The organism is Acidisoma sp. S159 (assembly GCF_009766125.1).
Lineage (GTDB): Bacteria > Pseudomonadota > Alphaproteobacteria > Acetobacterales > Acetobacteraceae > Acidisoma.
On sequence record NZ_LMUG01000059.1, the window covers coordinates 236,886 to 262,666 of the forward strand.

23 protein-coding genes and 3 tRNA genes are annotated in these 25,781 nt (G+C 63.4%); 24 read left to right on the top strand and 2 right to left on the bottom strand.

Features of this window, described 5'->3' with window-relative positions:
- Position 1 precedes the first annotated feature (1 nt).
- Together GSQ92_RS17895 and GSQ92_RS17900 are read right to left on the bottom strand one after the other, a co-directional pair.
- Positions 2–757, bottom strand: coding sequence for an SDR family oxidoreductase (locus GSQ92_RS17895; RefSeq protein ID WP_158803601.1), 756 nt, complete (start codon positions 755–757; stop codon positions 2–4).
- Positions 754–1,146, bottom strand: a complete 393-nt coding sequence (locus tag GSQ92_RS17900; RefSeq protein ID WP_158803602.1) for a DUF305 domain-containing protein — start codon at positions 1,144–1,146, stop codon at positions 754–756. Before GSQ92_RS17900 ends, GSQ92_RS17895 begins: the two co-directional genes overlap by 4 nt.
- 150 nt (positions 1,147–1,296) lie before the next feature.
- Here GSQ92_RS17900 and GSQ92_RS17905 point away from each other — a divergent pair, with 150 nt between their 5' ends.
- From GSQ92_RS17905 to GSQ92_RS18020, 24 genes are all read left to right on the top strand, one after another.
- On the top strand, positions 1,297–2,730 hold the full coding sequence (locus GSQ92_RS17905) for an NAD(P)H-hydrate dehydratase (RefSeq protein ID WP_254065696.1): 1,434 nt from the start codon (positions 1,297–1,299) through the stop codon (positions 2,728–2,730).
- A 59-nt stretch (positions 2,731–2,789) separates the two neighbouring features.
- Positions 2,790–2,874, top strand: a tRNA-Leu gene (locus GSQ92_RS17910).
- Positions 2,875–2,963: 89 nt separating this feature from the next.
- A complete protein-coding gene (gene tig, locus GSQ92_RS17915) occupies positions 2,964–4,298 on the top strand; it encodes a trigger factor (RefSeq protein ID WP_158803603.1) in 1,335 nt (444 codons plus the stop codon).
- A gap of 209 nt (positions 4,299–4,507) precedes the next feature.
- On the top strand, positions 4,508–5,152 hold the full coding sequence (gene clpP / locus GSQ92_RS17920; protein ID WP_158803604.1) for an ATP-dependent Clp endopeptidase proteolytic subunit ClpP: 645 nt from the start codon (positions 4,508–4,510) through the stop codon (positions 5,150–5,152).
- A 133-nt stretch (positions 5,153–5,285) separates the two neighbouring features.
- Entirely contained in the window at positions 5,286–6,539 is a 1,254-nt protein-coding gene (gene clpX / locus GSQ92_RS17925; protein ID WP_158803605.1) for an ATP-dependent Clp protease ATP-binding subunit ClpX, read from the top strand.
- 160 nt (positions 6,540–6,699) lie between these two features.
- Entirely contained in the window at positions 6,700–9,123 is a 2,424-nt protein-coding gene (gene lon, locus GSQ92_RS17930) for an endopeptidase La (RefSeq protein WP_158803606.1), read from the top strand.
- Positions 9,124–9,268: 145 nt separating this feature from the next.
- Positions 9,269–9,343 (top strand) — tRNA-Val (locus tag GSQ92_RS17935).
- 159 nt (positions 9,344–9,502) lie between these two features.
- Positions 9,503–9,579 (top strand) — tRNA-Asp (locus GSQ92_RS17940).
- Positions 9,580–9,767: 188 nt separating this feature from the next.
- Positions 9,768–10,133: an NADH-quinone oxidoreductase subunit A gene (locus tag GSQ92_RS17945; protein ID WP_158803607.1), complete on the top strand. Its 366-nt coding sequence runs from the start codon at positions 9,768–9,770 to the stop codon at positions 10,131–10,133.
- 62 nt (positions 10,134–10,195) lie between these two features.
- The gene (locus GSQ92_RS17950; protein ID WP_158803731.1) at positions 10,196–10,714 is read left to right on the top strand and encodes an NADH-quinone oxidoreductase subunit B family protein; all 519 of its coding nucleotides are present in this window, start codon (positions 10,196–10,198) and stop codon (positions 10,712–10,714) included.
- Between the two features lie 94 nt (positions 10,715–10,808).
- Positions 10,809–11,354 (top strand): NADH-quinone oxidoreductase subunit C, encoded by a 546-nt coding sequence (locus GSQ92_RS17955; protein ID WP_159013912.1) that lies wholly within the window; start codon positions 10,809–10,811, stop codon positions 11,352–11,354.
- Positions 11,355–11,357: 3 nt separating this feature from the next.
- Positions 11,358–12,566, top strand: coding sequence for an NADH-quinone oxidoreductase subunit D (locus GSQ92_RS17960; RefSeq protein ID WP_158803608.1), 1,209 nt, complete (start codon positions 11,358–11,360; stop codon positions 12,564–12,566).
- A 2-nt stretch (positions 12,567–12,568) separates the two neighbouring features.
- Complete coding sequence (locus tag GSQ92_RS17965) at positions 12,569–13,309, top strand: NAD(P)H-dependent oxidoreductase subunit E (protein ID WP_159013808.1); 741 nt, start codon at positions 12,569–12,571, stop codon at positions 13,307–13,309.
- 4 nt (positions 13,310–13,313) lie between these two features.
- Complete coding sequence (gene nuoF / locus GSQ92_RS17970) at positions 13,314–14,630, top strand: NADH-quinone oxidoreductase subunit NuoF (protein ID WP_159013809.1); 1,317 nt, start codon at positions 13,314–13,316, stop codon at positions 14,628–14,630.
- A gap of 5 nt (positions 14,631–14,635) precedes the next feature.
- Positions 14,636–16,723: an NADH-quinone oxidoreductase subunit NuoG gene (gene nuoG / locus GSQ92_RS17975; RefSeq protein WP_158803611.1), complete on the top strand. Its 2,088-nt coding sequence runs from the start codon at positions 14,636–14,638 to the stop codon at positions 16,721–16,723.
- 9 nt (positions 16,724–16,732) lie between these two features.
- Complete coding sequence (gene nuoH, locus GSQ92_RS17980) at positions 16,733–17,743, top strand: NADH-quinone oxidoreductase subunit NuoH (protein ID WP_158803612.1); 1,011 nt, start codon at positions 16,733–16,735, stop codon at positions 17,741–17,743.
- Positions 17,744–17,758: 15 nt separating this feature from the next.
- Positions 17,759–18,247, top strand: a complete 489-nt coding sequence (nuoI, locus tag GSQ92_RS17985; RefSeq protein WP_158803613.1) for an NADH-quinone oxidoreductase subunit NuoI — start codon at positions 17,759–17,761, stop codon at positions 18,245–18,247.
- A 12-nt stretch (positions 18,248–18,259) separates the two neighbouring features.
- Positions 18,260–18,985 carry an NADH-quinone oxidoreductase subunit J gene (locus GSQ92_RS17990; RefSeq protein WP_158803733.1) on the top strand — a complete coding sequence of 242 codons (726 nt, stop codon included), beginning with the start codon at positions 18,260–18,262 and terminating at the stop codon, positions 18,983–18,985.
- A gap of 3 nt (positions 18,986–18,988) precedes the next feature.
- Complete coding sequence (gene nuoK / locus GSQ92_RS17995) at positions 18,989–19,297, top strand: NADH-quinone oxidoreductase subunit NuoK (RefSeq protein WP_158803614.1); 309 nt, start codon at positions 18,989–18,991, stop codon at positions 19,295–19,297.
- Between the two features lie 4 nt (positions 19,298–19,301).
- The gene (gene nuoL / locus GSQ92_RS18000; RefSeq protein WP_158803615.1) at positions 19,302–21,224 is read left to right on the top strand and encodes an NADH-quinone oxidoreductase subunit L; all 1,923 of its coding nucleotides are present in this window, start codon (positions 19,302–19,304) and stop codon (positions 21,222–21,224) included.
- A gap of 5 nt (positions 21,225–21,229) precedes the next feature.
- The gene (locus tag GSQ92_RS18005; protein ID WP_158803616.1) at positions 21,230–22,765 is read left to right on the top strand and encodes an NADH-quinone oxidoreductase subunit M; all 1,536 of its coding nucleotides are present in this window, start codon (positions 21,230–21,232) and stop codon (positions 22,763–22,765) included.
- Positions 22,762–24,186 (top strand): NADH-quinone oxidoreductase subunit NuoN, encoded by a 1,425-nt coding sequence (gene nuoN / locus GSQ92_RS18010; protein ID WP_158803617.1) that lies wholly within the window; start codon positions 22,762–22,764, stop codon positions 24,184–24,186. The genes GSQ92_RS18005 and nuoN overlap by 4 nt, the downstream gene beginning before the upstream one ends.
- Positions 24,183–24,971: a biotin--[acetyl-CoA-carboxylase] ligase gene (locus GSQ92_RS18015; protein ID WP_158803618.1), complete on the top strand. Its 789-nt coding sequence runs from the start codon at positions 24,183–24,185 to the stop codon at positions 24,969–24,971. The genes nuoN and GSQ92_RS18015 overlap by 4 nt, the downstream gene beginning before the upstream one ends.
- A complete protein-coding gene (locus GSQ92_RS18020; protein ID WP_158803619.1) occupies positions 24,968–25,777 on the top strand; it encodes a type III pantothenate kinase in 810 nt (269 codons plus the stop codon). The genes GSQ92_RS18015 and GSQ92_RS18020 overlap by 4 nt, the downstream gene beginning before the upstream one ends.
- The last annotated feature ends 4 nt before the right edge of the window (positions 25,778–25,781 follow it).

Here is a 25,781-nt window from a genome sequence, read left to right on the forward strand (position 1 = left end):
CTCAGCCGCCTTCCTTGATGACCTTGAGGCCGCCGAAGGCCTGGCAGACGGGCATGATCTCGATTGTGTTGACGTTGAAGTGCTTTGGGAGGGAAACGACCCAATGCACTGTTTCGGCAACATCTTCGGCCGTGAGCGGTGTAGTGCCCTCATAAATTTTATCTGCGCGCCCTTGATCGCCATCGAAGCGCACGGCGGAGAATTCCGTGCCGCCGACGAGGCCGGGCTCGATGTTGGTGACCCTCAGCTGGGTGCCTGCAAGATCGGTGCGGAGATTGAGCGAGAAGTTGCGCACGAAGGCCTTGGTCGCGCCGTACACGTTGCCGCCCAGATAGGGCCAGGTGCCTGCGACCGAGCCCATATTGATGATGTGCCCGCGGTCGCGCGCCACCATTCCTGGCAGCACGGCATGGGTGAGATAGACGACGCCGCCGATATTGGTGTCGATCATCGCCTGCCAATTATCGAGCTTCGCCTCCTGCGCCTTGTCGATGCCGCGGGCGAGGCCGGCATTGTTCACCAGCACATCGATCTCAGCCCAGTCGGCGGGCAGGGAGGCGATGGCCGCTACGACCGCCGCGCGATCGGTCACGTCCAGTGGCAGGGCGAGCACGCGGTCCGCGCCGACTTCCTGTCGCAGCGCCTCCAGCCGATCGGCGCGGCGGCCGACAGCGATGATGCGGTGTCCGCTGTTGGCGAGGCGATGGGCGATCGCGGCTCCGAAGCCAGCGCTGGCGCCGGTGATGAGGGCGGTCATTGGGCGGCGCCCGCATGAATGGGGTGCCGTGTCTGCCATGCTTTCATATCCGCGATCTCGTGCCTTTGAGCTGTGATGATGTCGCGCGCGAGGCGGCGTAGGAAGGGGTCATGACCGTATTTCAATTCGACTTCGGCCATGTCGATCGCGCCCTCATGGTGGGGGATCATCGCGGCGACGAAATCCTGATCGGGATTTCCGGTCATCGGTGCATCCGCCATCTGCCGTTGCATCTCCTTCATCCCGTGAGCGAAGGCGCTATCTGCTGAAGACGCGGCCGGCATGGACATTGCGCCACTCTGCTGAGCTGTCGCCGGGAGTGATCCGGCTAGGGCGAGAGTGAAAATGCCGAGTGTAAGGCCGCTGATATGATGCCAGGCCGCGGTCATGAGGGGTCTCCATTGAGCCTACTCGATTGAGGATAGGCGGGAGCGCAGCGCAACGACACCCCTGCGCCGGCTTGCGCCGCTTAGTGCGTGGATCATTTGATCGGTAAGGCCCAGTGGCATTCGTCGAGCCTCACCTTTGGGAGACGTTTCATGCATCAGCCAGCCGATCTTCTGACGCCCGACCAAATGGCGGCGGTGGATCGCGCGGCACCGGGCGCTGGGGTGCCCGGACTGACGCTCATGGAAAATGCCGGCCGGGCGGTCACGCGGGCGATCAGGCAGCACTACCGGCCTTGCCGCGTGCTGGTTCTGTGTGGTCCGGGAAATAATGGCGGCGACGGCTATGTGGTGGCGCGATTGCTCGCGCAGGAGGGCTGGCCGGTGACGGTGGCGGCGCTTGCCGAGCCCCGTGCCGCGAGCGACGCGGCGGTCATGCGGCGCAGATGGACGGGATCGATGCGAGGCTTTGTCGCCGCGGAAGCCGCCCGGGCCGAGTTGGTGGTCGATGCGGTCTTCGGTGCCGGGCTGGGCCGCGATATCGCGCCAGAGGTCGCCGAAGTGTTGCGCGCGGCGGGGCGGGTGGTGGCGGTCGATACACCCTCCGGCGTCGATGGCGCGACGGGTGCGGTGCGTGGCTATGCGCCCCAGGCGGAGATGACGGTGACCTTCGTCCGCCTCAAGCCGGCCCATTTGCTGCTTCCGGGGCGAGACCTCTGCGGCAAACGTATCCTCGCGGATATCGGCATGCCCGACGCTGCCTTGAGGGCCGTGGAGGCGAAGACCTTTGCCAATGGGCCGGGGCTCTGGCAGTTGCCGGCGCTCGAAGCGCAGGGACAGAAGTATACCCGTGGCATGCTCACCATTCTCGCCGGAAGCGAAATGGCCGGGGCTTCCCGGCTCGCCTCGATGGGCGCGCGGCGCGTGGGCGCTGGCCTCCTGACGCTTGCAGTGGTCGGGAGCGGCGACGTGCTGCGGTCCACGGAACCAGGTCTGATCGTGAGCGAGAAGCCGCTCGACGAGCTGCTCAGGGACGACCGGCGCAAGACTTGGCTATGCGGGCCGGGGCTCGGGTTGGAGCGTGCTCGAGAGGCTTTGCCCAAGCTCATCGCGGCGGGGCGTAGGATCGTTGCCGATGCCGATGCGCTCGGGGCTTGCGCCGGGGCGCCCGAAAAGCTGCGCGGCGTTACCGCTATCACGCCGCATGGCGGCGAGTTCTCGAAGCTGTTCGGGCCGCTGGGTAAGGACAAGCCGGGTGCGGCGCGGGATGCGGCGGCGCGGATCGGGGCCGTGGTGGTCCTGAAGGGTTCCGACACCGTGGTCGCCTCGCCGGATGGGCGGGTCGCGATCAATCACAACGCGCCGCCCAGTCTGGCAACGGCCGGTTCGGGGGATGTGCTGGCGGGCATAATCGCGGGGTTGCTCACGCAGGGCATGGAGGCATGGGAAGCGGCGTCGGCGGGCGTTTGGCTGCATGGGGAAGCGGCGCGGCAGGCCGGGGGAGCCACCGGCGCGGGCTTGATCGCAGAGGATCTGGCGGATGGGCTGGTGCGCGCATTGGCGGCACTTCGTTCCGGCTCTGGCTGATCCCGCTTGTGGGGATGTGGCTAGTGCTGTACAGCGCCCCCCCTGCGGCCTGAGGGCCTGCGGGCGTGGTGGAATTGGTAGACACGCCAGATTTAGGTTCTGGTGGCGCAAGTCGTGGGGGTTCAAGTCCCTCCGCCCGCACCACTCGGCCCGATCTTCTGGCCGACTTCCGCTTGCCTGCTTCTCCCTCGATCCGCCTGTTCTTATGACTCTACCCGGAGTGCCGAGCCCTCATGCAGATCACCGAGACCCAGTCAGACGGGCTTAAGCACGCCTTTACTATCGTGCTGCCAGCCGCCGATCTGCAGCAAAAGCGCCAGGCGAAGCTCGATGAACTGGGCCGAACCATGCGGATGCCCGGCTTCCGGCCCGGCAAGGTTCCGATGACGGTGCTGCGCAAGCGCTACGGGAACGCGGTGGCCGCGGAGGTCGCCGATGAATCCATGAACGAGGCGACCCGGCAGCTGCTCTCCGAGCGTGGCCTGCGGCCCGCGACGCAGCCGAAGGTCGATTTCGTCTCTGACATGATGGCTGAGGCGAATGACCTCGAGTTCAAGCTCGAGCTGGAAGTGCTGCCCGACATCACGATCCCGGACCTGTCGCAAATCAACCTCACGCGGTTGAAGACCGAGCCGAATGATGAGGCGGTTGGCGCGGGCCTCGCCAATATCGCCCGGAGCCGCCGCAAGGAGGTCGAGATCACCGAGGAGCGCGGCGCCGAGGCTGGCGACGCTGTCGTCGTCGATTTCCTTGGCCGCATCGCGGGCGTCCCCTTCGAGGGTGGTGCGGCGCAGGATGTGCCGGTGGAGATCGGCGGCTCAGGCTTCATTCCGGGCTTTGCCGAGCAGCTCGAAGGACTGAAATCCGGCGAGACGCGGACCATCAACGTGACCTTCCCCGCCGATTACGGCGCGGTTGAGCTCGCTGGCAAGGATGCGGAGTTCGAGGTCACCGCCAAGGGGCTCAAGCGTTTCGAGACGCCGGAGCTCGACGATGCGATCGCGGCCGAGCTGGGCTTCGAGGATCTCGAGGACCTCAAGAAGTTTGTGCGTGACCGGTTGCAGCGGGAGCTGGATGCGGGAGCACGGCAGAACCTGAAGCGCCAGCTGCTCGACGCCCTCGCCGAAACCAGCGACTTCCCGGTGCCGCCGAGCCTGACGGAGGGCGAGTTCAAGCAGATCTGGGATCGGCTTGAGGAGGAACGCAAAGCCGGCCGGCTGGACGAAGAGGACAAGGCGAAGGACGAGGAGACGCTGCGGACCGAGTATCAGGCGATCGCCGACCGGCGGGTGCGACTCGGGCTGCTGCTCGCCGAGATCGGCCAGCGCAACGGCATCACGGTCTCCAACGAGGAGATGAACCGCGCGGTTTTCCAGCACGCCATGCAATATGGCGCGCGCCAGAAGGAGGCTTTGGATCTCTTCCGCAAGAACCCGCAGGCGGCGGAATTCCTGCGGGGGCCAATCTTCGAGGAGAAGGTCGTCGATTATATCCTTGAACTGGCTCAGGTCTCCGATAAGCAAGTGACGCCTGAAGAGCTGGCGGCCGCTGTCGACGCCGAAAGCTGAGAACGGCAGACCACCCCTTCCATTTCAATCGGAGCGGCCTCACATAGCGGTGAGGCCGATGTCCGCTACGCCAAGGCTGCCCGCGATGGGGGCCGGTGATGGCGGGTCAGAACCTCACGCGTAGCTGCTTGCGGTGAGGCTGGCTTAGTGGAGAATTGCCCAAACCGGGGCTGCCAAACGGAGCCTCCGGGGCAAGGAAAGGACAAGCTATGAGGGATCGGGATCCGATCGACGTCTACATGAACACGCTCGTTCCGATGGTCGTCGAGCAGACGTCGCGAGGGGAACGCTCGTACGACATCTACTCCCGGCTCCTCAAGGAGCGGATCATCTTCCTGACCGGCCAGGTCTTCGACGAGATGAGCGCCCTGGTCTGCGCCCAGCTGCTGTTCCTGGAGAGTGAGAACCCTTCCAAGGATATTTCTTTCTATATCAATAGCCCAGGCGGCGTCGTGACCTCCGGTCTCGCGATCTACGACACCATGCAATACATCCGGTCGCCGGTGAGCACCGTATGTATCGGGCAAGCGGCCTCGATGGGCAGCCTGTTGCTGGCAGCCGGTGCGGCCGGCAAACGGTTCGCCCTGCCCAATGCGAGGATCATGGTTCACCAGCCTTCCGGCGGTGCTCAGGGCCAGGCGACCGATATCGAGATCCAGGCGCGGGAGATCCTCCGGATTCGCCAGCGGCTGAATGAGATTTATGTCCGGCATACCGGGCAGACGCTGGAGAAGATCGAGAGCAAGCTCGAGCGCGACAGCTTCATGTCCGCCCAGGAGGCGCTGGAGTTCGGCCTTATCGATCTGGTCGTTGAGAATCGACCTGTCGTTGCCGAAGACGGCAAGGTCCTCTGACGATACCGCCATTGCCAGAGCCTGGGCCGGATTTGGGAATACCCGGCCGGTGTCAAGCGCCTTGTTCGATTAAGCGTTCGCGGCGTAGTCTGAATTTTGGTGGCCCCGGCGCGGTCCGGGGAAGGAGCCTGTTGTGAGCAAATCCGGCGAGTCTAAGAACACCCTCTACTGCTCGTTCTGCGGCAAGTCCCAGCACGAAGTTCGCAAGCTCATCGCCGGCCCGACCGTCTTCATCTGCGATGAATGCGTCGAACTGTGCATGGACATCATCCGCGAGGAGAACAAGACCCACCTCGTGAAGTCGCGGGACGGGGTGCCCACCCCGCGCGAGATCTGCAAGGTCCTGGACGATTACGTTATTGGCCAGGAACATGCCAAGAAGGTCCTGAGCGTCGCGGTTCATAATCATTACAAGCGCTTGGCCCATGGCCAGAAGCATAATGACGTTGAAATCGCGAAGTCCAACATCCTGCTGATCGGGCCCACCGGCTCGGGCAAGACGCTGCTGGCCCAGACCTTGGCCCGCATGCTGGACGTGCCCTTCACGATGGCCGATGCGACGACCCTCACCGAGGCTGGCTATGTCGGTGAGGATGTCGAGAACATCATCCTCAAGCTGCTCCAGTCGGCTGACTACAACGTCGAGCGGGCGCAGCGCGGCATCGTGTATATCGACGAGGTCGATAAGATCAGCCGCAAGTCGGACAACCCCTCGATCACCCGCGATGTGAGCGGCGAGGGTGTCCAGCAGGCTTTGCTGAAGATCATGGAGGGCACCGTCGCCTCCGTGCCGCCGCAAGGCGGGCGCAAGCATCCCCAGCAGGAGTTCCTGCAGGTCGACACGACGAATATCCTCTTCATCTGCGGCGGCGCTTTCGCCGGGTTGGAGAAGATCATCGGCGCGCGGGGCAAGGGCTCGGGCATCGGCTACGGCGCGACCGTGCAGTCTCCGGAGGAGCGGCGGACGGGCGAGGTGCTGCGCGCGGTCGAGCCCGAGGATTTATTGCGATTCGGCCTTATCCCGGAATTCATTGGTCGTCTGCCAGTAGTAGCGACCTTGGAAGATCTGGACGAGCCGGCGCTCATCGAGATTCTGACGAAGCCGAAAAACGCCTTGGTTAAGCAGTATGGCCGCCTGTTCGAAATGGAAGGCGTAAAGCTTTCGTTCACCGAAGACGCCATGAAGTCCGTCGCGGCGCGTGCCATTCAGCGCCGAACGGGTGCCCGCGGATTACGCTCGATCATGGAGCAGATACTCCTCGGGACAATGTTCGAACTGCCGGGCCTCGGGAACGTCGAGGAGGTGGTAATCAATCGCGAGGTGGCTGAGAATCGCGCTGCCCCGCTATTCACCTACGGTAAGGAAAGGGCCGAGGAGAGCGCGTAAGACGGCTAACGCTCAACGCTTCGGTCCTGCGGTCTAGTCACCGCTGCCGCGCTTAACTTGATCGGGGGGCTTCGGCCGCCCAGCTAGAATTACAGCTCTCGATGAGGGTGCCGAGTCTTCGGGCCCGCTTCAGAGGCGACTGTCCTTGAAGGAGGTCATCATGCCTGAAACCCAGCCCGTAGCGGCGTCGCCTCCGAGCGAAAGCCGGATGCCAGTGCTTCCGCTGCGGGACATCGTCGTATTTCCGCACATGATTGTGCCGCTCTTTGTCGGCCGCGAGAAATCTGTCCGGGCGCTCGAAGCCGTCATGACGGAGGGCAAACAGATCCTCCTCGTGGCCCAGAAGAACGCCTCGCAGGATGACCCGTCCGCCGAGGATATCTTTCGCGTCGGAACCGTCTCCACGATCCTGCAGCACCTCAAGCTGCCCGATGGCACCGTGAAGGTGTTGGTGGAAGGCACGCGCCGCGCCCGCGCCGTCGATTTCACCGAAACCGAGAACTATTTCGAGGCCGAGACGGTCGCGATCGATGACATACGCGCCGAGCCCAAGGAGCTGGAGGCGCTGGCGCGCACCGTGGTCGGGCAGTTCGAGCAATACATCAAGCTCAACAAGAAAATCACTCAGGAAGTCCTGGTTTCGCTGAACCAGATCGACGACCCGGCGAAGCTCGCCGACACGGTGGCGAGCCACCTCACGTTAAAGATCGCCGAGAAGCAGGAACTGCTGGAGGTTCCCGCGGTCAGCGATCGGCTGGAGCGGCTCTTCGCCCATATGGAATCCGAGATTGGGGTCCTCCAGGTCGAAAAGCGTATCCGTAACCGCGTGAAGCGGCAGATGGAGAAGACCCAGCGCGAGTACTATCTCAACGAGCAGCTCAAGGCGATCCAGAAGGAGCTCGGCGAGGGTGAGGACGGCAAGGATGAGAATGCCGAACTCGAAGACCGCATGCGCAAGACCAAGCTCTCCAAAGAGGCGCAAGAGAAGGCCATTGCCGAGCTGAAGAAGCTCAAGTCGATGAGCCCTATGAGCGCCGAGGCGACGGTGGTGCGCAACTACCTCGACTGGATGCTGAGCATCCCGTGGAAGAAGCGCAGCGCCGTCAAGAAAGACCTCGTTGAAGCCGAAAAGGTCCTTGATGCCGAGCATTACGGCATGGAAAAGATCAAGGAACGGATCATCGAATATCTTGCGGTGCAGGTGCGCAGCAAGAAGGTGAAGGGTCCGATCCTCTGCCTGGTGGGGCCGCCCGGCGTGGGCAAGACCTCGCTCGGCAAGTCGATCGCGCATGCCACAGGCCGTAACTTCGTCCGTATGTCGCTGGGCGGCGTGCGGGACGAGGCCGAGATCCGCGGCCATCGGCGGACCTATATCGGTTCGATGCCGGGCAAGATCGTCCAGGGCATGAAGAAGGCCAAAACGTCCAACCCGCTCTTCCTGCTCGACGAGATCGACAAGCTGGGCCAGGACTGGCGCGGCGATCCGACCTCGGCACTTCTCGAGGTGCTGGATCCGGAGCAGAACTCGACCTTCGCGGACCATTATCTCGAGGTCGATTACGACCTGTCCGACGTGATGTTCATCACCACGGCGAATAGCCTCAAGATGCCCCAGCCGCTGCTGGACCGCATGGAGATCATTCGCATCCCCGGCTACACCGAGGATGAGAAGGTCGAGATCGCGAAGCGCCACCTGATTCCGAAACAGACGACGGCCCATACGCTGAAGCCGGACGAGTGGTCGGTGCATGACGACGCGCTGCGTGACCTCATCCGCTACTACACGCGGGAAGCCGGCGTCCGGAATTTGGAGCGTGAGATCGCCAAGCTCGCCCGCAAGGCGGTGAAAGAGATCCTCGTCGGGAAAAGCAAGAAGGTCGCTTTCACCCGCAAGAATCTGGAGAAATATTCCGGCGTCCGGAAGTTCCAGTTCGGCGAGGCGGAGGCCGAGGATATGGTCGGCGCCGTGACCGGCCTGGCCTGGACCGAAGTCGGCGGCGAGATCCTGACGATCGAAAGCGTTATGCTGCCGGGTAAGGGCAAGGTGCAGAGCACCGGCAAGCTTGGCGACGTGATGCAGGAGAGCGTGCAGGCGGCGATGAGTTATGTGCGGAGTCGCGCGATCGACTTCGGCATCAAGCCGACGATCTTCGAGAAGCGAGACATCCACGTGCATGTGCCCGAGGGTGCGACTCCGAAGGACGGTCCTTCGGCCGGCATCGCTATGGCGACGAGCATCGTGAGCGTGCTGACGGGAATCGCCGTGCGGCGCGATGTGGCGATGACGGGTGAGATCACCCTGCGCGGCCGCGTGTTGCCGATCGGTGGGTTGAAAGAAAAACTGCTGGCGGCTCTGCGGGCCGGTATCACGACGGTTCTGATCCCGAAGGACAATGAGAAGGATCTCGCCGAGATTCCGGACAACGTGAAGAAGGGGATGACGATCATCCCCGTGGCGCATGTCGACGAGGTTCTCGCCCGGGCGCTGGTGCGCAAGCTGGAGCCGATCGAGTGGACGGAGCCTGAGGAACAGCCGGTGCCCGTTACTCCGCCGCCGACACAGGGCGCTTCCCTGCCGCACTGAGGTTGGGCTGAAGGTTTAGGTATTTCCAGAAGAGCGCGCGGGCTTCGGTCCGCGCGCTTTTTTGTCGCCCGCTCGGCGCGCTTGTGCTTAGAGCGTCGCGTTGCCCCAAGGGTGCGGGTTCACGGCACCGCAAAGGGTCTGGCTGGGGCGGTTAGCTCAGCGGTAGAGCGTCTCGTTTACACCGAGAGGGTCGGCGGTTCGAAACCGTCACCGCCCACCAGCCACTAGACAAGTCGAAAAACCCTGGAACGCGCGGCTTGCGCATAGTCGCCTCCGCCGCCGCGCTTTCAGCTCTGCAAGCGCTGTCTCGCGCAGGGTCCTCGCGCGCATGCCGCCGCTTGACGCTGCCGCGCCGCCGCTTTAACACCCGCCCGTCGCTGCGGGTGTAGCTCAGTTGGTTAGAGCGCCGGCCTGTCACGCCGGAGGTCGCGGGTTCGAGCCCCGTCACTCGCGCCAGCGGCGAAGTCCAAGCTCCTCCGCCAATCCTTGTCATCCAGACGCCTCGCGGCACACCGCGGGGTGATGGGTCGCCCTCTGGCAAGGCGGCTCTTTGGGGTATAGGTTCCGTTAGCAGTTGCGGCGGAAGGCAAGGCGCGGTGAGACGCGGCTGTGCCGATCGCCGCTTGGTTCATGAGGAGGTCAGGGTGCAGCCCATCCTTGCGCAGTATTGGCCGATCCTCGTTTTCCTGGGCGTCGCCGGCTTTATCGCCGCGGCCATGGTGGGCGGCTCGCTACTGGCGGCGCGGCAGAAGCCCTATGCGGAGAAGCTTTCCGCTTACGAATGCGGCTTCGATGCCTTCGACGACGCCCGTAGGCGCTTCGATGTCCGTTTTTATCTCGTTTGCCTGCTTTTCATTATCTTTGACCTTGAGGTGGCCTTCCTGTTTCCCTGGGCGGTCAGCCTCTCCCATATCGGATTGTTTGGTTTCTTCACGATGTTGGGCTTTCTCGCGATCCTGACGGTTGGTTTTATCTACGAGTGGCGCAAGGGCGCCCTGGACTGGGAGTGAGCGTCGTGGACCTGCCGCATCCCACCGAAGGCGCGCCGCTGCCCGTCGCTTGGAACCGCGAGATGCTGCCGCCTGGTCCCGACCAGGAGGACGTCATCCGCAGCATTACCGGCGAGATCGCCGGGCGCGGTTTCGTGGTCGGCAATATCGACAAGCTGGTGAACTGGGCGCGCACCGGCAGCCTGTGGCCGATGACCTTCGGCCTGGCCTGCTGCGCCGTCGAGATGATCCACGCCTATATGCCGCGCTACGACCTCGACCGCATGGGCATTATCCCGCGCGCGAGCCCGCGTCAGAGCGACGTCATGATCGTGTCCGGCACCCTGACCAACAAGATGGCGCCGGCTCTGCGGAAACTCTACGACCAGATGCCCGAGCCGCGCTGGGTCATCTCGATGGGCAGTTGCGCCAATGGTGGCGGCTACTATCACTACTCCTATTCCGTGGTGCGCGGCTGCGACCGGATCGTGCCGGTCGACATCTACGTGCCGGGCTGCCCGCCGACGGCTGAAGCGCTGGTCTACGGCATCATGCAGCTACAGAAGAAGATCCGCCGCACAGGGACGATCCTCCGTGGCTGAGGCGCCGTCGCCCGCCCCGGCCGAAGAGGCGCTTCCGATTCCCCCGACACCGATCCAGCAGCTTACCGCAAACGTGGGCGCGCTGCCGCGCGTGATGAGGGCTTCCGTCGAGATCGGCGAGGTGGTGATCCATACCGATCGCGACTCGCTGCTCGGACTGTTGGAGACCCTGCGGGACGACCCGCGCTTCGCCTTCGAGCAGCTCATGGATATTTGCGGTGTCGACTGGCCGCAGCGGGCGGAGCGCTTCGACGTTGTTTACAACCTGCTCTCCGTCTCCCTGAACCATCGCATCCGGGTCATCGTGACGACTGACGAGGCCTCGGCTGTGCCCTCCGTCTGTGGTTTGTGGCCCTGCGCGACCTGGTGGGAGCGGGAGGCTTACGACCTGTTCGGCATCACCTTCTCGGGGCAAGCCGATCTGCGCCGCATCCTCACCGATTACGGCTTCGTCGGGCATCCGCTGCGCAAGGACTTTCCCCTCACCGGCTATGTCGAGGTGCGATACGACGAGGAGCGGCGCCAGGTCATCTATGAGCCGGTGAAGCTGACGCAGGATTATCGCCGGTTCGATTTCATCTCGCCTTGGGAGGGCATGACGACGCTCCCCGGAGACGAGAAAGCGCATCGCGAGGGCTGAGAGATGAGCGATACGGCAATTCGCGAGAAGACGACCAAGACGGTCGAGATCGATAGCCATGCGATGAATTTCGGGCCGCAGCATCCTGCGGCCCATGGCGTGTTGCGGCTCATCCTCGAGATGGATGGCGAGGTTGTGGAACGTGCCGATCCGCATATCGGCCTGCTCCATCGCGGCACCGAGAAGCTGATGGAGTATCGGACGTATCTGCAGAACGTCCCGTATTTCGACCGGCTCGACTACGTGAGCCCGATGGCGCAGGAGCACTGCTACTCGATGGCGGTCGAGAAGCTGCTGGGCATCACCGTGCCAGAGCGCGCAGAATGGATCCGCACGATGTTCTGCGAGATCACGCGCATTCTCAACCATCTGCTGAACGTGACATCCTTTGCGCTCGATGCCGGCGCGCTCACGCCGAGCCTTTGGGGCTATGAGGAGCGCGAGAAGCTCATGGAGTTCCATGAGGCGGCGTCCGGCGCACGCATGCACGCCAATTACGTGAGGCCGGGCGGCGTGAATCGCGATTTGCCTGCCGGTCTCGATGAGCGGATCCTCGCCTGGTGCGACGACTTCCCGAATTATCTCAACGATCTCGAAGGGCTGCTGACCAACAACAGAATCTGGAAGCAGCGCACCGTCAACATTGGCGTCGTTTCCGCTGAAGAGGCGCTCGCCTGGGGCTTTAGTGGCCCGAACTTGCGAGCTTCGGGCGTGCCATGGGATCTGCGTCGCGCACAGCCCTACGCGAAATACAATGATGTCGCCTTTCAGGTGCCGGTAAGCCGCAATGGCGATTGCTACGACCGCTACCTCATGCGCGTCGCCGAGATGCGTGAGAGCGTGAAGATTATCCAGCAGTGTATTGCAAAGATGAAGCCCGGGCCGGTGCGAATTCAGGATAACAAGTTCACGCCACCGAAACGCGCTGAAATGAAGCGTTCGATGGAAGCGCTGATCCACCACTTCAAGCTCTTTACCGAAGGCTTCCATGTTCCGGCCGGCGCCACCTACACGACGGTTGAGGCGCCCAAGGGCGAGTTTGGGGTCTATCTGATCGCCGACGGCACGAACCGGCCCTATCGCTGCAAGATCCGGGCGACGGGGTTCTCGCATTTGCAGGCCATGGACAAGATGGCTCATGGGCACATGCTGGCCGATGCGGTCGCGATCATCGGCTCCATCGACCTCGTTTTCGGCGAAATCGACAGGTAATCATGAGCGAAACGAGCATCGCCGCCGCCGCCGAGCCCACCAGCTTCGCGTTCGATCCGCTCAGCGATGAGCAGATCGCCATCATTCTCAAGCGCTACCCGCCGGGACGGCAGGCGAGCGCCGTCATTCCCGTCTTGTATGTCGTGCAGAAGCAGATGGGCCGCCTGACCGGCAGCGCGTGGGTGCCGCGCGTCGCGATGGATGCGGTGGCCGCGTTGCTGGAGATGCCGCCGATCCGCGTCTATGAGGTCGCGACCTTTTACCTCATGTTCAACACCAAGCCGATCGGGCGTTTCCATCTCCAGGTTTGCACCACGACGCCATGCTGGTTGCGCGGCTCGGATGATGTGGTCGCGGCCTGCAAGCGCGCGACGGGCATCCAGCAAATGGGCGAGACGAGCGTCGATGGGCTCTTCACCATGACCGAGGTCGAGTGTCTTGGCGCCTGCGTGAATGCGCCGATGATGCAGATCAACGACGACTACTATGAGGACCTGGACGGGCCGCGAACCGAGGCGCTGCTCGCCGCGTTTCGCCGGGGCGAGACGCCGCCGATTGGTTCGACGATCGGGCGCGAGGGTTCCATGAGCGTGGGCGGTCCGACGACGCTGACGGATGAGGCGGCGCTGTGGAACCCGGAACATTATGCGGCGGAACGCCGCGCACGCGCCGAGGCGGAGGCTGCCGCAGCGGCGGCCGCCGCGGCACCGCCGCCGGCCGCACCGCCGCCGGCTGGGGAGTGAGGTCATGCTGAAAGACCACGACCGCATCTTCACCAACCTGTATGGCCAGCACGACTGGCACCTCGATGGCGCGCGTGCTCAAGGCGATTGGGATGGCACGGCGGATTTGCTGGCGCGTGGACGAGACGCCATCGTCAACGAAATCAAGGCTTCCGGCTTGCGCGGCCGTGGCGGCGCCGGCTTTCCGGCGGGGCTCAAGTGGAGCTTCATGCCGAAGGATCGCGGCAACAAGCCGGCCTATCTGCTCGTCAACTGCGACGAGAGCGAGCCCGGCACGTGCAAGGATCGCGAAATCCTCCGCTTTCATCCGCATAAGCTGGTGGAGGGCTGCCTTGTCGCGGGCTTCGCGATGGGGGCGACCGCTGCCTACTGCTACATTCGTGGCGAATATTACAACGAATATGTTCATCTCCAGACGGCGGTCGAGGAAGCCTACACGGCTGGACTTCTTGGGCCTGACGCCTGCGGCTCGGGTTACGCCTTCGATGTCTTCGTTCATCGCGGCGCGGGGGCCTATATTTGCGGCGAAGAGACGGCGCTGATCGAGAGCCTTGAGGGCAAGAAGGGCATGCCGCGCTCCAAGCCGCCATTCCCGGCGGCGATGGGGCTCTATGGTTGCCCTAGCACTGTCACCAATTGCGAGACGGTGGCAGTGGCGCCGACCATTATGCGGCGCGGCGCCAAATGGTTCGCGGGCTTTGGGCGCGATAAGAACCAGGGCACGAAACTCTTCTGCATTTCCGGGCATGTGAACCGTCCTTGCACCGTCGAGGAATCGATGAGCGTTCCGCTGCGGGAGCTCATCGAGGTTCATGCGGGCGGGGTGCGCGGCGGCTGGGACAATCTGCTGGCCGTCATTCCCGGCGGCGTCTCGGTGCCGATGATCACGAAGGAAATGGCCGAAACCGCTCTGATGGATTTCGACAGCCTGCGCGAATTCCGCAGCGGTCTCGGAACGGGCGCCGTTATCGTCATGGACAAGTCCACTGACGTCATCAAGGCGATCGCGCGGATCTCGGCCTTTTACAAGCACGAGAGCTGTGGCCAGTGCACGCCTTGCCGTGAAGGCACTGGCTGGATGATGCGGATCATGAATCGCATGGTCGAGGGTCGCGCCGAGGTCGAGGAGATCAATATGCTCGACCAGATGTCGCGGCAGATCGAAGGCCATACGATTTGCGCACTGGGCGACGCGGCGGCCTGGCCGATCCAGGGCTTGATACGCCATTTCCGCCCGGTTCTGGAGGAGCGGATCGCCCAGTATAAGCGCGACCTTCTGGCGAAACGGCCGCCGATGCCAATGCCGATCGCGGCGGAGTAGGCGGGATGTCAGAAGCCCAGACGTTCATCAAGCCGACCAAGCTCACCATCGACGGCGTCGAGATCGTGGTCGAGGCCGGGACCTCTGTGTTGCAGGCGGCGGAGCAGGCGGGGAAAGAGATCCCGCGCTTCTGTTTCCACGACCGGCTTTCGGTCGCCGCCAATTGCCGCATGTGTCTGGTCGAGGTCGAGAAAGCGCCGAAGCCTGTTGCGTCCTGCGCTTTCCCGGTGGGCGAGGGCATGGTGGTGAAGACCGATAGTCCGCTGGTGCGCAAGGCGCGTCGCGGGGTGATGGAATTCCTGCTCATCAACCATCCGCTGGATTGCCCGATCTGCGACCAGGGCGGCGAATGCGATTTGCAGGACCAGGCCATGGCCTATGGCGCGGATCATACGCGCTATCATGAGAATAAGCGGACGGTGCGGGACAAGGATCTCGGTCCGCTGGTCAAGACCAATATGACGCGCTGCATCCAATGCAGCCGCTGCATCCGTTTCTCGACTGAAATCGCTGGTGTTCCGGAATTGGGTGGCACCTCGCGCGGCGAGATGATGGAGATCACGACCTATGTCGAGAAGGCGCTGACCTCGGAGCTTTCCGGCAACCTGGTCGATATCTGCCCGGTAGGTGCGCTGACCTCGAAGCCCTACGCCTATCATGCGCGGCCCTGGGAGCTGAAGAAGACCGACAGCATCGATGTGCTGGATGCTGTCGGCACCAATATCCGCGTCGATGCGCGCGGCCCGCAGGTGATGCGCGTCCTGCCGCGACTGAACGAGGACATCAACGAGGAGTGGATGGCGGATAAGTCGCGCCATTCGATTGACGGGCTCATGCGCCGCCGCCTGGACAAGCCCTGGCTGCGCCTTGCCGGAAAGCTCCAGCCAGCGACATGGCCGGAGGCGTTTCAAGCCATCGCCACCCGTCTCGCGGGCGTGCCGGGCGGCCGCATCGGAGCCTTGGCGGGTGATCTCGCGGATGCCGAGAGCATGCTGGCGCTTAAGGATCTCATGGCAGCGCTCGGTAGCGAGAACATCGATTGCCGTCAGGGTGGCGCTCGGTTCAACACGAGCCGCCGGGACTATTACCTGTTCAATACGACCATCGCCGGGATCGAGCAGGCCGACGCGATCCTGCTGATCGGCACCAATCCTCGCCATGAGGCGCCGATCCTGAACGCGCGCATCCGCAAGCGTTGGCTGATGAACCGGTTGCCGGTCGGCGTGATCGGCTCGGCGACCGATCTGACCTATCCCTCGACGATCCTTGGCGACGGTGCGGCAGCCTTGGATGGGCTGGCCGATGGCAGCCACGACTTCGCCAAGGTACTGGCGAAGGCCGAACGGCCGATGATCGTGATCGGGGAAGCGGCCCTCGCCGGAGCGGACGGCGCAGCCCTACTGGCGGCGGCTTGGTCGCTTGCCGGAAAGGTTGGCGGACTCGGCGCCGATTGGCACGGATTCAACGTGCTTCACCGCGCGGCGGCGCGCGTCGGCGCCTTGGATCTCGGCTTCCTGCCGGGCGAGGGCGGGCAGGATTGGCAGGGCATGGTGCGCGGGGGCGTCGATCTGCTCTGGCTGCTCGGTGCCGATGAGTTCGATGCGGCGCAGATCAGCCCGGAGACCTTCGTCATCTACCAGGGACACCACGGCGACCGCGGCGCGGCGCGTGCCGACGTGGTGCTGCCGGGTGCCGCCTATACCGAGAAGAGCGGAACCTATGTGAACATGGAAGGCCGCGTCCAGCGCACCGCGCTCGCCGTCTTCCCGCCAGGAGAGGCGAAGGAGGATTGGCGCATTCTCCGCGCCTTCAGTGCCGTGATCGGCAAGACGCTGCCCTATGACACGCTTGAGGCGCTACGCACACGCCTGGTTGAGGTCAATCCGGTCTTCGGCACGATCGGCAGTTTCCGCCGCATGGCGACGGGTGATGCCGGAGGGCCCACGGCCCCGGCAGCCGGCGGAATGCGCACGGAGCATTTCGCGCCGGCCATCACCGACTACTATCAGACCGATCCGATCAGCCGTGCGAGCCCGACCATGCGAGTCTGCACCGAGACGTATAGCGCGCCTCTCATGCAGGCGGCGGAGTAGGGCAGGGCGATGGGCTTCTTCACGACAATCCTCGGCCAGATCATCCTGCGCCTGCTGGAGACTTTGGCCGTACTCGTGCCGCTACTGATTCTGGTCGCCTATGCGACCTACGCCGAACGTAAGGCCCTTGCCGCCATCCAGTTGCGGAAGGGGCCGAACGTGGTGGGTCCCTTCGGTCTGTGGCAGCCCTTCGCGGATGCCATCAAGATGGTCATGAAGGAGACGATCATTCCGACCGGCGCCAATCGCGCGCTGTTCATCATGGCCCCGATGATTACCTTCGGCCTAGCGATGACCGCCTGGGCGGTGGTGCCGACCGGCAACCATCTCGCTGTCGCCGATATCAATGTCGGCATTCTTTATCTGTTCGCGATCAGCTCGCTAGGTGTCTACGGCATTATCATCGCGGGCTGGGCGAGCAATTCGAAATACGCTTTCCTCGGCGCCCTTCGCTCGGCGGCGCAGATGGTGAGTTACGAGGTCTCGATCGGCTTCGTGATGGTCTCGGTGCTGCTCTGTGTCGGCAGCCTGAATCTCAATGACATCGTGCTGGCGCAGAACGGGCTGTGGTTCTGCATCCCGCTGTTTCCGATGTTCATAGTCTTCTTCATCTCCGGTCTCGCCGAGTGCAACCGCGCCCCCTTCGATCTGCCAGAAGGCGAGAGCGAGATCGTGGCCGGCTTCTTCGTCGAATACAGCGCGATGAGCTTCGCGATGTTCTTCCTCGGCGAATACGCCAACATGATCCTGATGAGCGGGATGACGACGATCCTGTTCCTCGGCGGCTGGATGTCTCCGCTGCCCTTCGTGCCGTTCACGCTCATTCCCGGGCCGATCTGGTTTATCGCGAAAATCTGCTTCGTGATGTTCATGTTCTTCTGGGTGCGCGCCACCTTCCCGCGCTTCCGCTACGACCAGCTTATGCGCCTCGGCTGGAAGGTCTTTCTGCCGCTGTCGCTGCTCTGGATGGTGATCACCGCGGGCGCGCTCGTCGCCTTCGGCTGGCTTCCCCACGCGTAAGAGGATCTTCGTCGCATGGCCTTCCTCGACCGCACCGCGCGCAGCCTGCTTCTGACCGAGCTTCTCGGCGGCATGTATGTGACCTTTAAATACATCTTCAAGCCGAAGGTCACGATCAACTACCCCTTCGAGAAGGGGCCGATCAGCCCGCGCTTCAAAGGCGAACACGCGCTTCGCCGCTATCCCAATGGCGAGGAGCGCTGCATCGCCTGCAAGCTATGCGAGGCGATCTGCCCGGCACAGGCCATCACCATCGAGGCCGAACCGCGCGAAGATGGCAGCCGCCGGACCACGCGTTACGACATCGACATGGTGAAATGCATCTATTGCGGCTTGTGCGAGGAAGCCTGCCCGGTCGATGCCATCGTCGAGGGTCCGAACTTCGAATTCGCGGTCGAGACGCGGGAGGAGCTGCTTTACGACAAGGAGAAGCTGCTCTCGAACGGTGACCGCTGGGAGCCGGAGCTGGCGCGTCGTCTTGAACTCGATGCACCCTACCGTTAAGGCGGCGTCATGATCTTCGACCAGATCTTTTTCTACCTGTTCTCGGCGGTGCTGGTCGCGGCGGCGGTCATGGTGGTGACCTCGCGCAACCCGGTGCATTCCGTTCTGTTCCTGATCCTGTGCTTCTTCAACGCGGCCGCATTGTTCCTGATCGCCGGAGCCGAGTTCCTCGCGATGATTCTGCTGATCGTCTATATCGGCGCCGTCGCGGTCCTGTTCCTGTTCGTCGTCATGATGCTGGATATCGACTTCAGCCAGCTTCGGGCCGGGGTGCAGCGCTATGCCCCGATCGGCGCGGTTATCGGTGTCATTCTGTTGCTCGAACTGGTTCTGGTGGTGGGCGGCTGGCGTTTCTCCGCGAGCGCCCCGGCCTTGCGGCTCAACCCCGCCGTCGCGGGTATCTCCAATACGGATGCGCTGGGGCGGGTGCTCTATACGCAATACGCCTTCCTCTTCGAGACGGCGGCGCTTGTGCTGATGGTGGCGATGATCGGCGCGATCGTGCTCACCCATCGCGACCGGCGCCGTTCGCGCTACCAGAATATCGCCGAGCAGATCGCGCGGCAGCCTGCCGATACTATGACGATGCTCGATCTGCCGATCGGCGTTGGCGTGAAGCAACTCGGCATTCTGCGGCCAAAGCCCAAGCTAGCGGCGTTGCCGGCTCCGGCTGAGGCGCCGGTTCAGCTTGCCAGCGATCATCGCGTTCCCGAGCCGATCACACGTGTGGAGGGCTGAGGGATGCCTCTGAGCGTCAGCCATTACCTCGTCGTATCCGCCATCCTGCTGGTCATTGGCATCTTCGGCATCTTCATGAACCGCAAGAACGTCATCACCATCATGATGTCGATCGAGCTCATGCTGCTCGCCGTCAACCTCAACCTGGTCGCCTTCTCGGGCGCGCTGGGCGATCTCACCGGCCAGGTCTTTACCATGTTCGTGCTGACGGTCGCCGCCGCCGAGGCGGCGATCGGTCTCGCCATTGTCGTCACCTACTTCCGCAACCGCGGTTCTATCGCGGTCGAGGATGTTAATCTGATGAAGGGCTGAGACCGTGATCTTCGCCATCGCCGTCTTCGCGCCGCTCTTCGGCTCCCTGATCTCCGGCTTGTTCGGCCGCTGGCTGGGCGACCGCGGCGCGATGGGCGTGAGCCTTCTCTTCATGGTGATCGCGGCTGCCGCCGGCATCTTCACCGGCGGCCAGATTCTGACGGGCCTGGTTCCCGCCAGCACCGTCTCGATCGGCGATTGGCTGCATGTCGGGAGCTTCCAGGCAAATTGGGAGCTTCGCTACGACAGCCTTGCCGCCGTCATGGTGGTGATGGTGACGGTCGTCTCCACGCTTATCCACCTGTACTCGGTGGGCTATATGCACGGCGACCGCTCGGTGCCGCGCTTCTTCGCCTACCTGTCTCTGTTCACCTTCGCCATGCTGATGCTGGTGACGGCGAACGACCTGCTGCAACTGTTCTTTGGCTGGGAAGGCGTGGGCCTCGTCAGCTATCTGCTGATCGGCTTCTGGTACGACAAGCCGAGCGCGAATGCGGCGGCGATCAAAGCCTTCATCATGAACCGTGTAGGTGACCTGGGGTTCGCCCTGGGCATCGCGCTGGTGTTTTTCCTCTTCGGCTCGATCCAGCTCGACACGATTTTCGCCGACGCGCCGCTGCACAACGCGGCCACCTACCGCCTGTTTGGCACCAATATGCATGCCTATGACGTGATCGGCGTGCTGCTGTTCATCGGTGCCATGGGCAAGTCGGCGCAGATCGGGCTGCACACCTGGCTCGCGGATGCCATGGAAGGGCCGACGCCGGTTTCTGCCCTCATCCATGCGGCGACCATGGTGACGGCTGGTGTCTTCCTGATGGCGCGGATGTCGCCGCTGCTGGAATACGCGCCCTTCGCGCTGACGGTCGTGACCATCATCGGCGGCACGACGGCGCTTTTCGCGGCGACCATCGGCTGCGCGCAGACGGACATCAAACGGGTCATCGCCTATTCGACCTGCTCGCAGCTCGGCTACATGTTCGTGGCGATCGGCGTCGGCGCCTATCAGGCCTCGATGTTCCATCTCATCTGCCATGCCTGCTTCAAGGCGCTGCTCTTCCTCACCGCCGGCTCGGTCATCCATGCGATGTCGGGCGAGCAGGATATGCGGAAGATGGGCGGCCTCGCCCGGCGCATTCCCTATACCTATGTTATGATGTGGATCGGCAGCCTGGCCATTGCCGGTATCCCGGTCCTGTCGGGCTTCTACTCAAAGGACGCCATCCTCGACGCCGCCTATTTCGGGCGCGGCGGCGGCTATGGCTTCATCTGCGGCGAACTCGCGACCTTCCTAACCGCCTTCTATTCCTGGCGCCTCATCTTCCTAACCTTCCATGGACCGTCGCATGTCGCGCCGGAGGTCGAGCACCATGTCCATGAGAGCCCGCTGGTAATGACGGGGCCGCTTGCTGTGCTGGCGCTCGGCGCGATTTTCGCGGGCATGACGCTGCGCTACAGCTTCATCGGCGGCGGGCAGGGGCTATTCTGGGCGGGATCGATTTCCGACATCCACCACCCCAATCTGCTGACGCAGATCGAGCACACACCGCTGTTCATCGAATTGCTGCCGTCGCTTCTTGGCCTGCTCGGCATCCTGACCGCTTTCGTGATGTATATCGCGATGCCTGGGCTGCCCGCGCGGATGGCGCAGATGTTCGGGCCGATTTACCGGCTGTTTCTCAACAAGTGGTATTTCGACGAGCTGTATGACGCGGTCTTCGTGCGGCCCTACCACGCCGTCGCCCGCGTGCTTTGGCACGTCGGCGATGAGGGCATTATCGACGGTATTCCGCGTGGCGGCGCGGCCCTGGTGCGCGGCTCGTCGGGCGGGGTTGTCCGGCTGCAAACGGGCTCGTTGGCGGGCTACGCTTTCGTCATGCTGATCGGCCTCGTAGTGCTGATCACCGTGTTTCTGATTTTCCGGTGAGCGTGATGAACCAAGCCGGATTCCCGCTGCTCTCATTGCTCACCTTCCTGCCGCTGGTCGGCTGCCTGGTGATCCTGACCGTGCGCGGCGACGAGGCGACGGTCGCCTCCAATGCGCGCTGGGCGGCGCTATGGACCAGCCTGATCGTCTTCGTGCTCAGCCTGGTGCTGTGGTTCGAATTCGACCGCGGTCAGGCGGGCTTTCAGTTCACGGAGCGGCTGAGCTGGCTGCCGACCTATGGCATCGATTACCGTATGGGCATCGACGGCATCAGCGTATTGTTCGTGCTGATAACGACAGCGCTTACGCCCATCGCGATCCTGTCGAGCTGGACGGCGAAGGTCCGGGTGCGGGAATACATGCTGGCCTTCCTGTTCATGGAAACCACCATGATCGGGCTCTTCTGCTCGCTCGACTTCGTGATGTTCTTCATTTTCTTCGAGGCCGTGCTGATCCCCATGTTTCTCATCATCGGGGTCTGGGGCGGCGAGAAGCGGCTCTATGCTGCGATCAAGTTCTTCCTCTACATGTTCACCGGCTCGATGGTGATGCTGCTTGGCATCCTGGCCCTATGGTTCCATGCGGGAACGACGAGCATCCCGGTGCTGTTGCAGACGCCATTGTCGCGCGACATGCAGTTCTGGCTTTTCCTCGCTTTCCTCGCCGCCTTCGCGGTCAAGATCCCTATCTGGCCAGTGCATACCTGGTTGATCGACGCGCATCGGGAGGCACCGATCGCGGGTTCAGTGTTGCTCGCGGGTGTGCTCGCCAATATGGGCGGCTATGGCTTCCTGCGCTTTTCCGTGCCGATGCTGCCCAATGCCGCCGAGTATTTCGCGCCGCTGATGTTCGCGCTGGGGGTGATCGCGATCATCTACACCTCGGTCGTGGCGCTGGTGCAGCGGGATATGCTCAAGCTCGTCGCCTATTCCTCAGTTGGGCATATGGCGATCGCGGTGGTCGGCATCTTCACCTTCACGGTGCAGGGGATCGAGGGCTCGCTGTTCCGCATGCTGAGCCACGGCTTCATCACCGCCGCCCTCTTCCTGTGTGTCGGCGTACTGATGGACCGCACGCGTAGCCAGAGCATGGACGGCTTCGGCGGCGTCGTGCATCGCATGCCCTTCTTCGCGTTGCTCTTTATGATCTTCGCCATGGGCACCGTGGGGCTGCCTGGAACCGCCGGCTTTATCGGCGAGATCCTGGTGATCGTCGGCGCGCTGAAAGTGAATTTCTGGGTGGCCTTCCTGACCGCCATCACGCTGATCATCAGCGCGGTCTACACCCTGGTCTGGTATCGGCGGATCATCTTCGGCGCCTTGGTTCGGCCGGACCTCAAGGCGCTGGTTGACCTGAACGGTCGCGAGATGGCGATGCTGATACCATTGGTCGCGCTGACCCTGTGGATGGGCCTCTACCCCTCCAGCTTCTCGGTGTTTTTCGACGCGACGGTGGGCGCCATGGCGCAGCAGCATGTGGCGGCCATTGCCGGGACGACGCATCTCGCCGCAGCCTTGCCGATGGCGGGAGTGATCCGATGAACTGGCTCGTCGCGCTGCCGGAGATCGCGCTCGCGATCCTCGCGATGGCGATTTTGCTGGTGGGAGCTTTCGCACCGAAGCCCGGCGCCTTCCGGCTCGCCAGCATGCTGTCGCTCGGCGCCTTGCTTATCACCACGGGACTGGTTGCCGTAGCACCTCAGGGCATCGGCTATGGCGGCCTGTTCGTCGCCGACGCCTTCAGCCGTTTCGTCAAAGTGGTCATTCTCGCTTCTGCCGCGCTCGCGATCATCCTCTCGCTCGACTTCAACGAGCGGGAAGACGAGATGGCCAGGTTCGAGTTTCCGGTCCTGATCCTGTTCGCCTCCGCGGGCATGCTGATCATGGTCTCGGCCAATAACCTGATGACGCTGTATCTGGGGCTGGAGCTGCAATCGCTTGCCCTCTACGTCATCGCCGCCTTCGCGCGGGACACGCTGCGTTCCGCCGAGGCGGGGCTGAAATACTTCGTGCTGGGCTCGCTCGCCTCGGGTCTGCTGCTCTATGGCATCTCGCTGGTCTACGGCTTCTCCGGCAGCATGGATTTCTCGCGGATCGCGACGGCGCTGCTGGCACCCAAGCCTTCCGCAGGCCTGATCGTCGGCATGATCTTCGTGCTCACTGGTCTCAGCTTCAAGATCGCCGCCGTGCCGTTCCATATGTGGTCGCCTGACGTCTACGAGGGGTCGCCGACCTCGGTGACGGCACTGCTCGGTTCCGCGCCGAAGGTTGCCGGCATCGCCTTGCTGTTGCGGGTCATGCTCGTGCCGTTCGGCCATCTGTTGCCGCAGTGGCAGTTGCTGATCGAGATCGTCTCGATTGCGTCGATGGTGCTCGGCTCGCTCGCGCCGATCATGCAGACCAACGTCAAGCGGTTGCTCGCCTATTCCGCCATCGGCCATGTCGGCTACGCCCTGATGGGTCTGGCGGCGGGCAACGCAAACGGCGTGACGGACACGCTGGTTTACCTGGCGACCTATGCTTTCATGGCGCTCGGCTCCTTCGCCGTCATCATAGCGATGCGGCGTCAGGGAAGGCCGGTGGAGACTATCGCCGATCTCAGCGGTCTTGGACGCAACGACGGTGCCCTCGCCTTGGTGCTCGCTGTGTTCTTGCTGAGCATGGCCGGGCTGCCGCCCTTCTCGGGCTTCTTCGCCAAGCTTTATGTGTTCCTCGCGGCGGTCCATAGCGGGCTCTGGACGCTCGCTGCCTTCGGCATCATCACCAGCATTTTTGGCCTCTATTATTACCTGCGGATCGTGAAGGTGATGTATTTCGACGCCCCCGCCGGGGTGTTCGATCACCGCGCGCCATCACTCTCTTTCGTCATCGCGGCGACCGGTATCGTGACGACATTCTTCATCGTCGTGCTGGGTCCGGTGACTGCGGCGGCGCAAGCAGCGGCGCAGGCGTTGCTGGGTTGAGCCTTGGGCTAGCCGCCACCGCCCCGGACCAGATAGACGGCTTTCGGTTGGAGAAAGTCGGGGTCGTTTCCTCGACCTCCGACATTTGCCTCGCACGCGCCCGGCTCGGCGCGCCCGATGGGCTGAGCATATTGGCGGAGGCGCAAAGCGCCGGGCGCGGCAGTCGCGGACGCGCCTGGAGTTCGCCGGTCGGCAACCTCTACCTTTCGGTTCTCCAGCGCCCGGCACGGACCACCGCTTCGCCTGCCGACGTCATCGGCGGATGGTCGCTGCTGTCGGGTCTTGCGCTACTGGAAGCGCTGGAGGATTGCGGCGCGGAAGAGGCCCAGCTTTCGCTTAAATGGCCGAACGACATCCTCAGCCGTGGCGCCAAGCTCGCGGGCGTGCTGGTGGAAGGTGCGATCGGCACGACCGTCGACTGGCTGGTGATCGGTTTCGGCGCCAATCTTGCTGTCGCGCCAGAGCTTCCCGGCCGAGAGACGGCGGCCTTGGCTGCCCCGGCGCCGACTCCGGGCGACGTCACGCGGGCGCTGCTGCCGAGGCTCGCCATCTGGCGCCGGCGACTGGAAGCGAAGGGTCTGGAGCCGATACGCGAGGCTTGGCTGGCGCGAGCGCATCCACTCGGCACGGCAATCCGCGTACAGTATGGCGGTGGCGAGGCGCGGGAAGGCTTCTTCGCCGGCCTCTCACCAGAGGGCAAACTTTTGTTGCAGTGCGGCGACAATCTTCACGTCGTCTCCACCGGGGATGTGCTTCTGTCAGGGCAGGGGAATCCTAAGCCATGATGCTCGTGGTCGATGCCGGCAATACCAACATCGTCATGGCGGTGCATGACGGTGCCCGCTGGCGGGGTATCTGGCGCATATCAACCGACGCGCAGCGCACCTCAGACGAATACGCGGTATGGTTGCTGACTCTTTTGCAGCATAACGGTCTCAAGCGGGCCGGCATAAGCCGCGCCGTGATCGGCACCGTGGTGCCGGCCGCGCTCTATCACCTACGCCGTCTTTGCCGGGAGTGGTTCGAGGTCGAGCCGCTTATCGCCTCGTCCGGACTGGATTGGGGCTTCGAGATACGCATAGATCACCCCGCGGAGGTGGGGGCCGATCGTCTATTGAATACGCTGGCCGCCCATCAGATCTATGGAGGGCCGCTGGTGGTGATTGATTTCGGCACCGCGACAAATTTCGATGTTGTCGGTGACGATGGCGCCTTCCTCGGCGGGATTATCGCCCCTGGCGTGAACCTCTCGATCGAGGCGCTGCATCGCGCGGCGGCGCGGTTACCACGGATCGCAATCGGGCGGCCGCAGGCGGTGATTGGGCGCTCGACGGTCCCGGCGATGCGCTCGGGGATTTTCTGGGGCTATGTCGGCATGGTCGAAGGCTTGGTGGAGCGGGTTCGCAAGGAGATCGACGCCCCCATCAAGGTTATCGCGACCGGCGGCCTAGCTCCGCTGTTTGCCGAAGGCACCACGATTTTTGACCACATTGACCAAGACATCACGCTGGAGGGGATGCGTTTGTTGGCGTTGCGCAACCCTGCACCCAGCTTGCCGAGAGACTGGAAGCGCCAGCCCACAGGAGACTGACCAC

Bases quoted from the DNA above. Each gene is read 5' to 3' on its own strand.
- GSQ92_RS17895 (WP_158803601.1), bottom strand. From the start codon at position 757: ATGACCGCCCTCATCACCGGCGCCAGCGCTGGCTTCGGAGCCGCGATC.
- GSQ92_RS17900 (WP_158803602.1), bottom strand. From the start codon at position 1,146: ATGACCGCGGCCTGGCATCATATCAGCGGCCTTACACTCGGCATTTTC.
- GSQ92_RS17905 (WP_254065696.1), top strand. From the start codon at position 1,297: ATGCATCAGCCAGCCGATCTTCTGACGCCCGACCAAATGGCGGCGGTG.
- tig (WP_158803603.1), top strand. From the start codon at position 2,964: ATGCAGATCACCGAGACCCAGTCAGACGGGCTTAAGCACGCCTTTACT.
- clpP (WP_158803604.1), top strand. From the start codon at position 4,508: ATGAGGGATCGGGATCCGATCGACGTCTACATGAACACGCTCGTTCCG.
- lon (WP_158803606.1), top strand. From the start codon at position 6,700: ATGCCTGAAACCCAGCCCGTAGCGGCGTCGCCTCCGAGCGAAAGCCGG.
- GSQ92_RS17950 (WP_158803731.1), top strand. From the start codon at position 10,196: ATGCTGCCGCCTGGTCCCGACCAGGAGGACGTCATCCGCAGCATTACC.
- GSQ92_RS17955 (WP_159013912.1), top strand. From the start codon at position 10,809: ATGAGGGCTTCCGTCGAGATCGGCGAGGTGGTGATCCATACCGATCGC.
- GSQ92_RS17960 (WP_158803608.1), top strand. From the start codon at position 11,358: ATGAGCGATACGGCAATTCGCGAGAAGACGACCAAGACGGTCGAGATC.
- GSQ92_RS17965 (WP_159013808.1), top strand. From the start codon at position 12,569: ATGAGCGAAACGAGCATCGCCGCCGCCGCCGAGCCCACCAGCTTCGCG.
- nuoF (WP_159013809.1), top strand. From the start codon at position 13,314: ATGCTGAAAGACCACGACCGCATCTTCACCAACCTGTATGGCCAGCAC.
- nuoG (WP_158803611.1), top strand. From the start codon at position 14,636: ATGTCAGAAGCCCAGACGTTCATCAAGCCGACCAAGCTCACCATCGAC.
- nuoH (WP_158803612.1), top strand. From the start codon at position 16,733: ATGGGCTTCTTCACGACAATCCTCGGCCAGATCATCCTGCGCCTGCTG.
- nuoI (WP_158803613.1), top strand. From the start codon at position 17,759: ATGGCCTTCCTCGACCGCACCGCGCGCAGCCTGCTTCTGACCGAGCTT.
- nuoK (WP_158803614.1), top strand. From the start codon at position 18,989: ATGCCTCTGAGCGTCAGCCATTACCTCGTCGTATCCGCCATCCTGCTG.
- GSQ92_RS18005 (WP_158803616.1), top strand. From the start codon at position 21,230: ATGAACCAAGCCGGATTCCCGCTGCTCTCATTGCTCACCTTCCTGCCG.
- nuoN (WP_158803617.1), top strand. From the start codon at position 22,762: ATGAACTGGCTCGTCGCGCTGCCGGAGATCGCGCTCGCGATCCTCGCG.
- GSQ92_RS18020 (WP_158803619.1), top strand. From the start codon at position 24,968: ATGATGCTCGTGGTCGATGCCGGCAATACCAACATCGTCATGGCGGTG.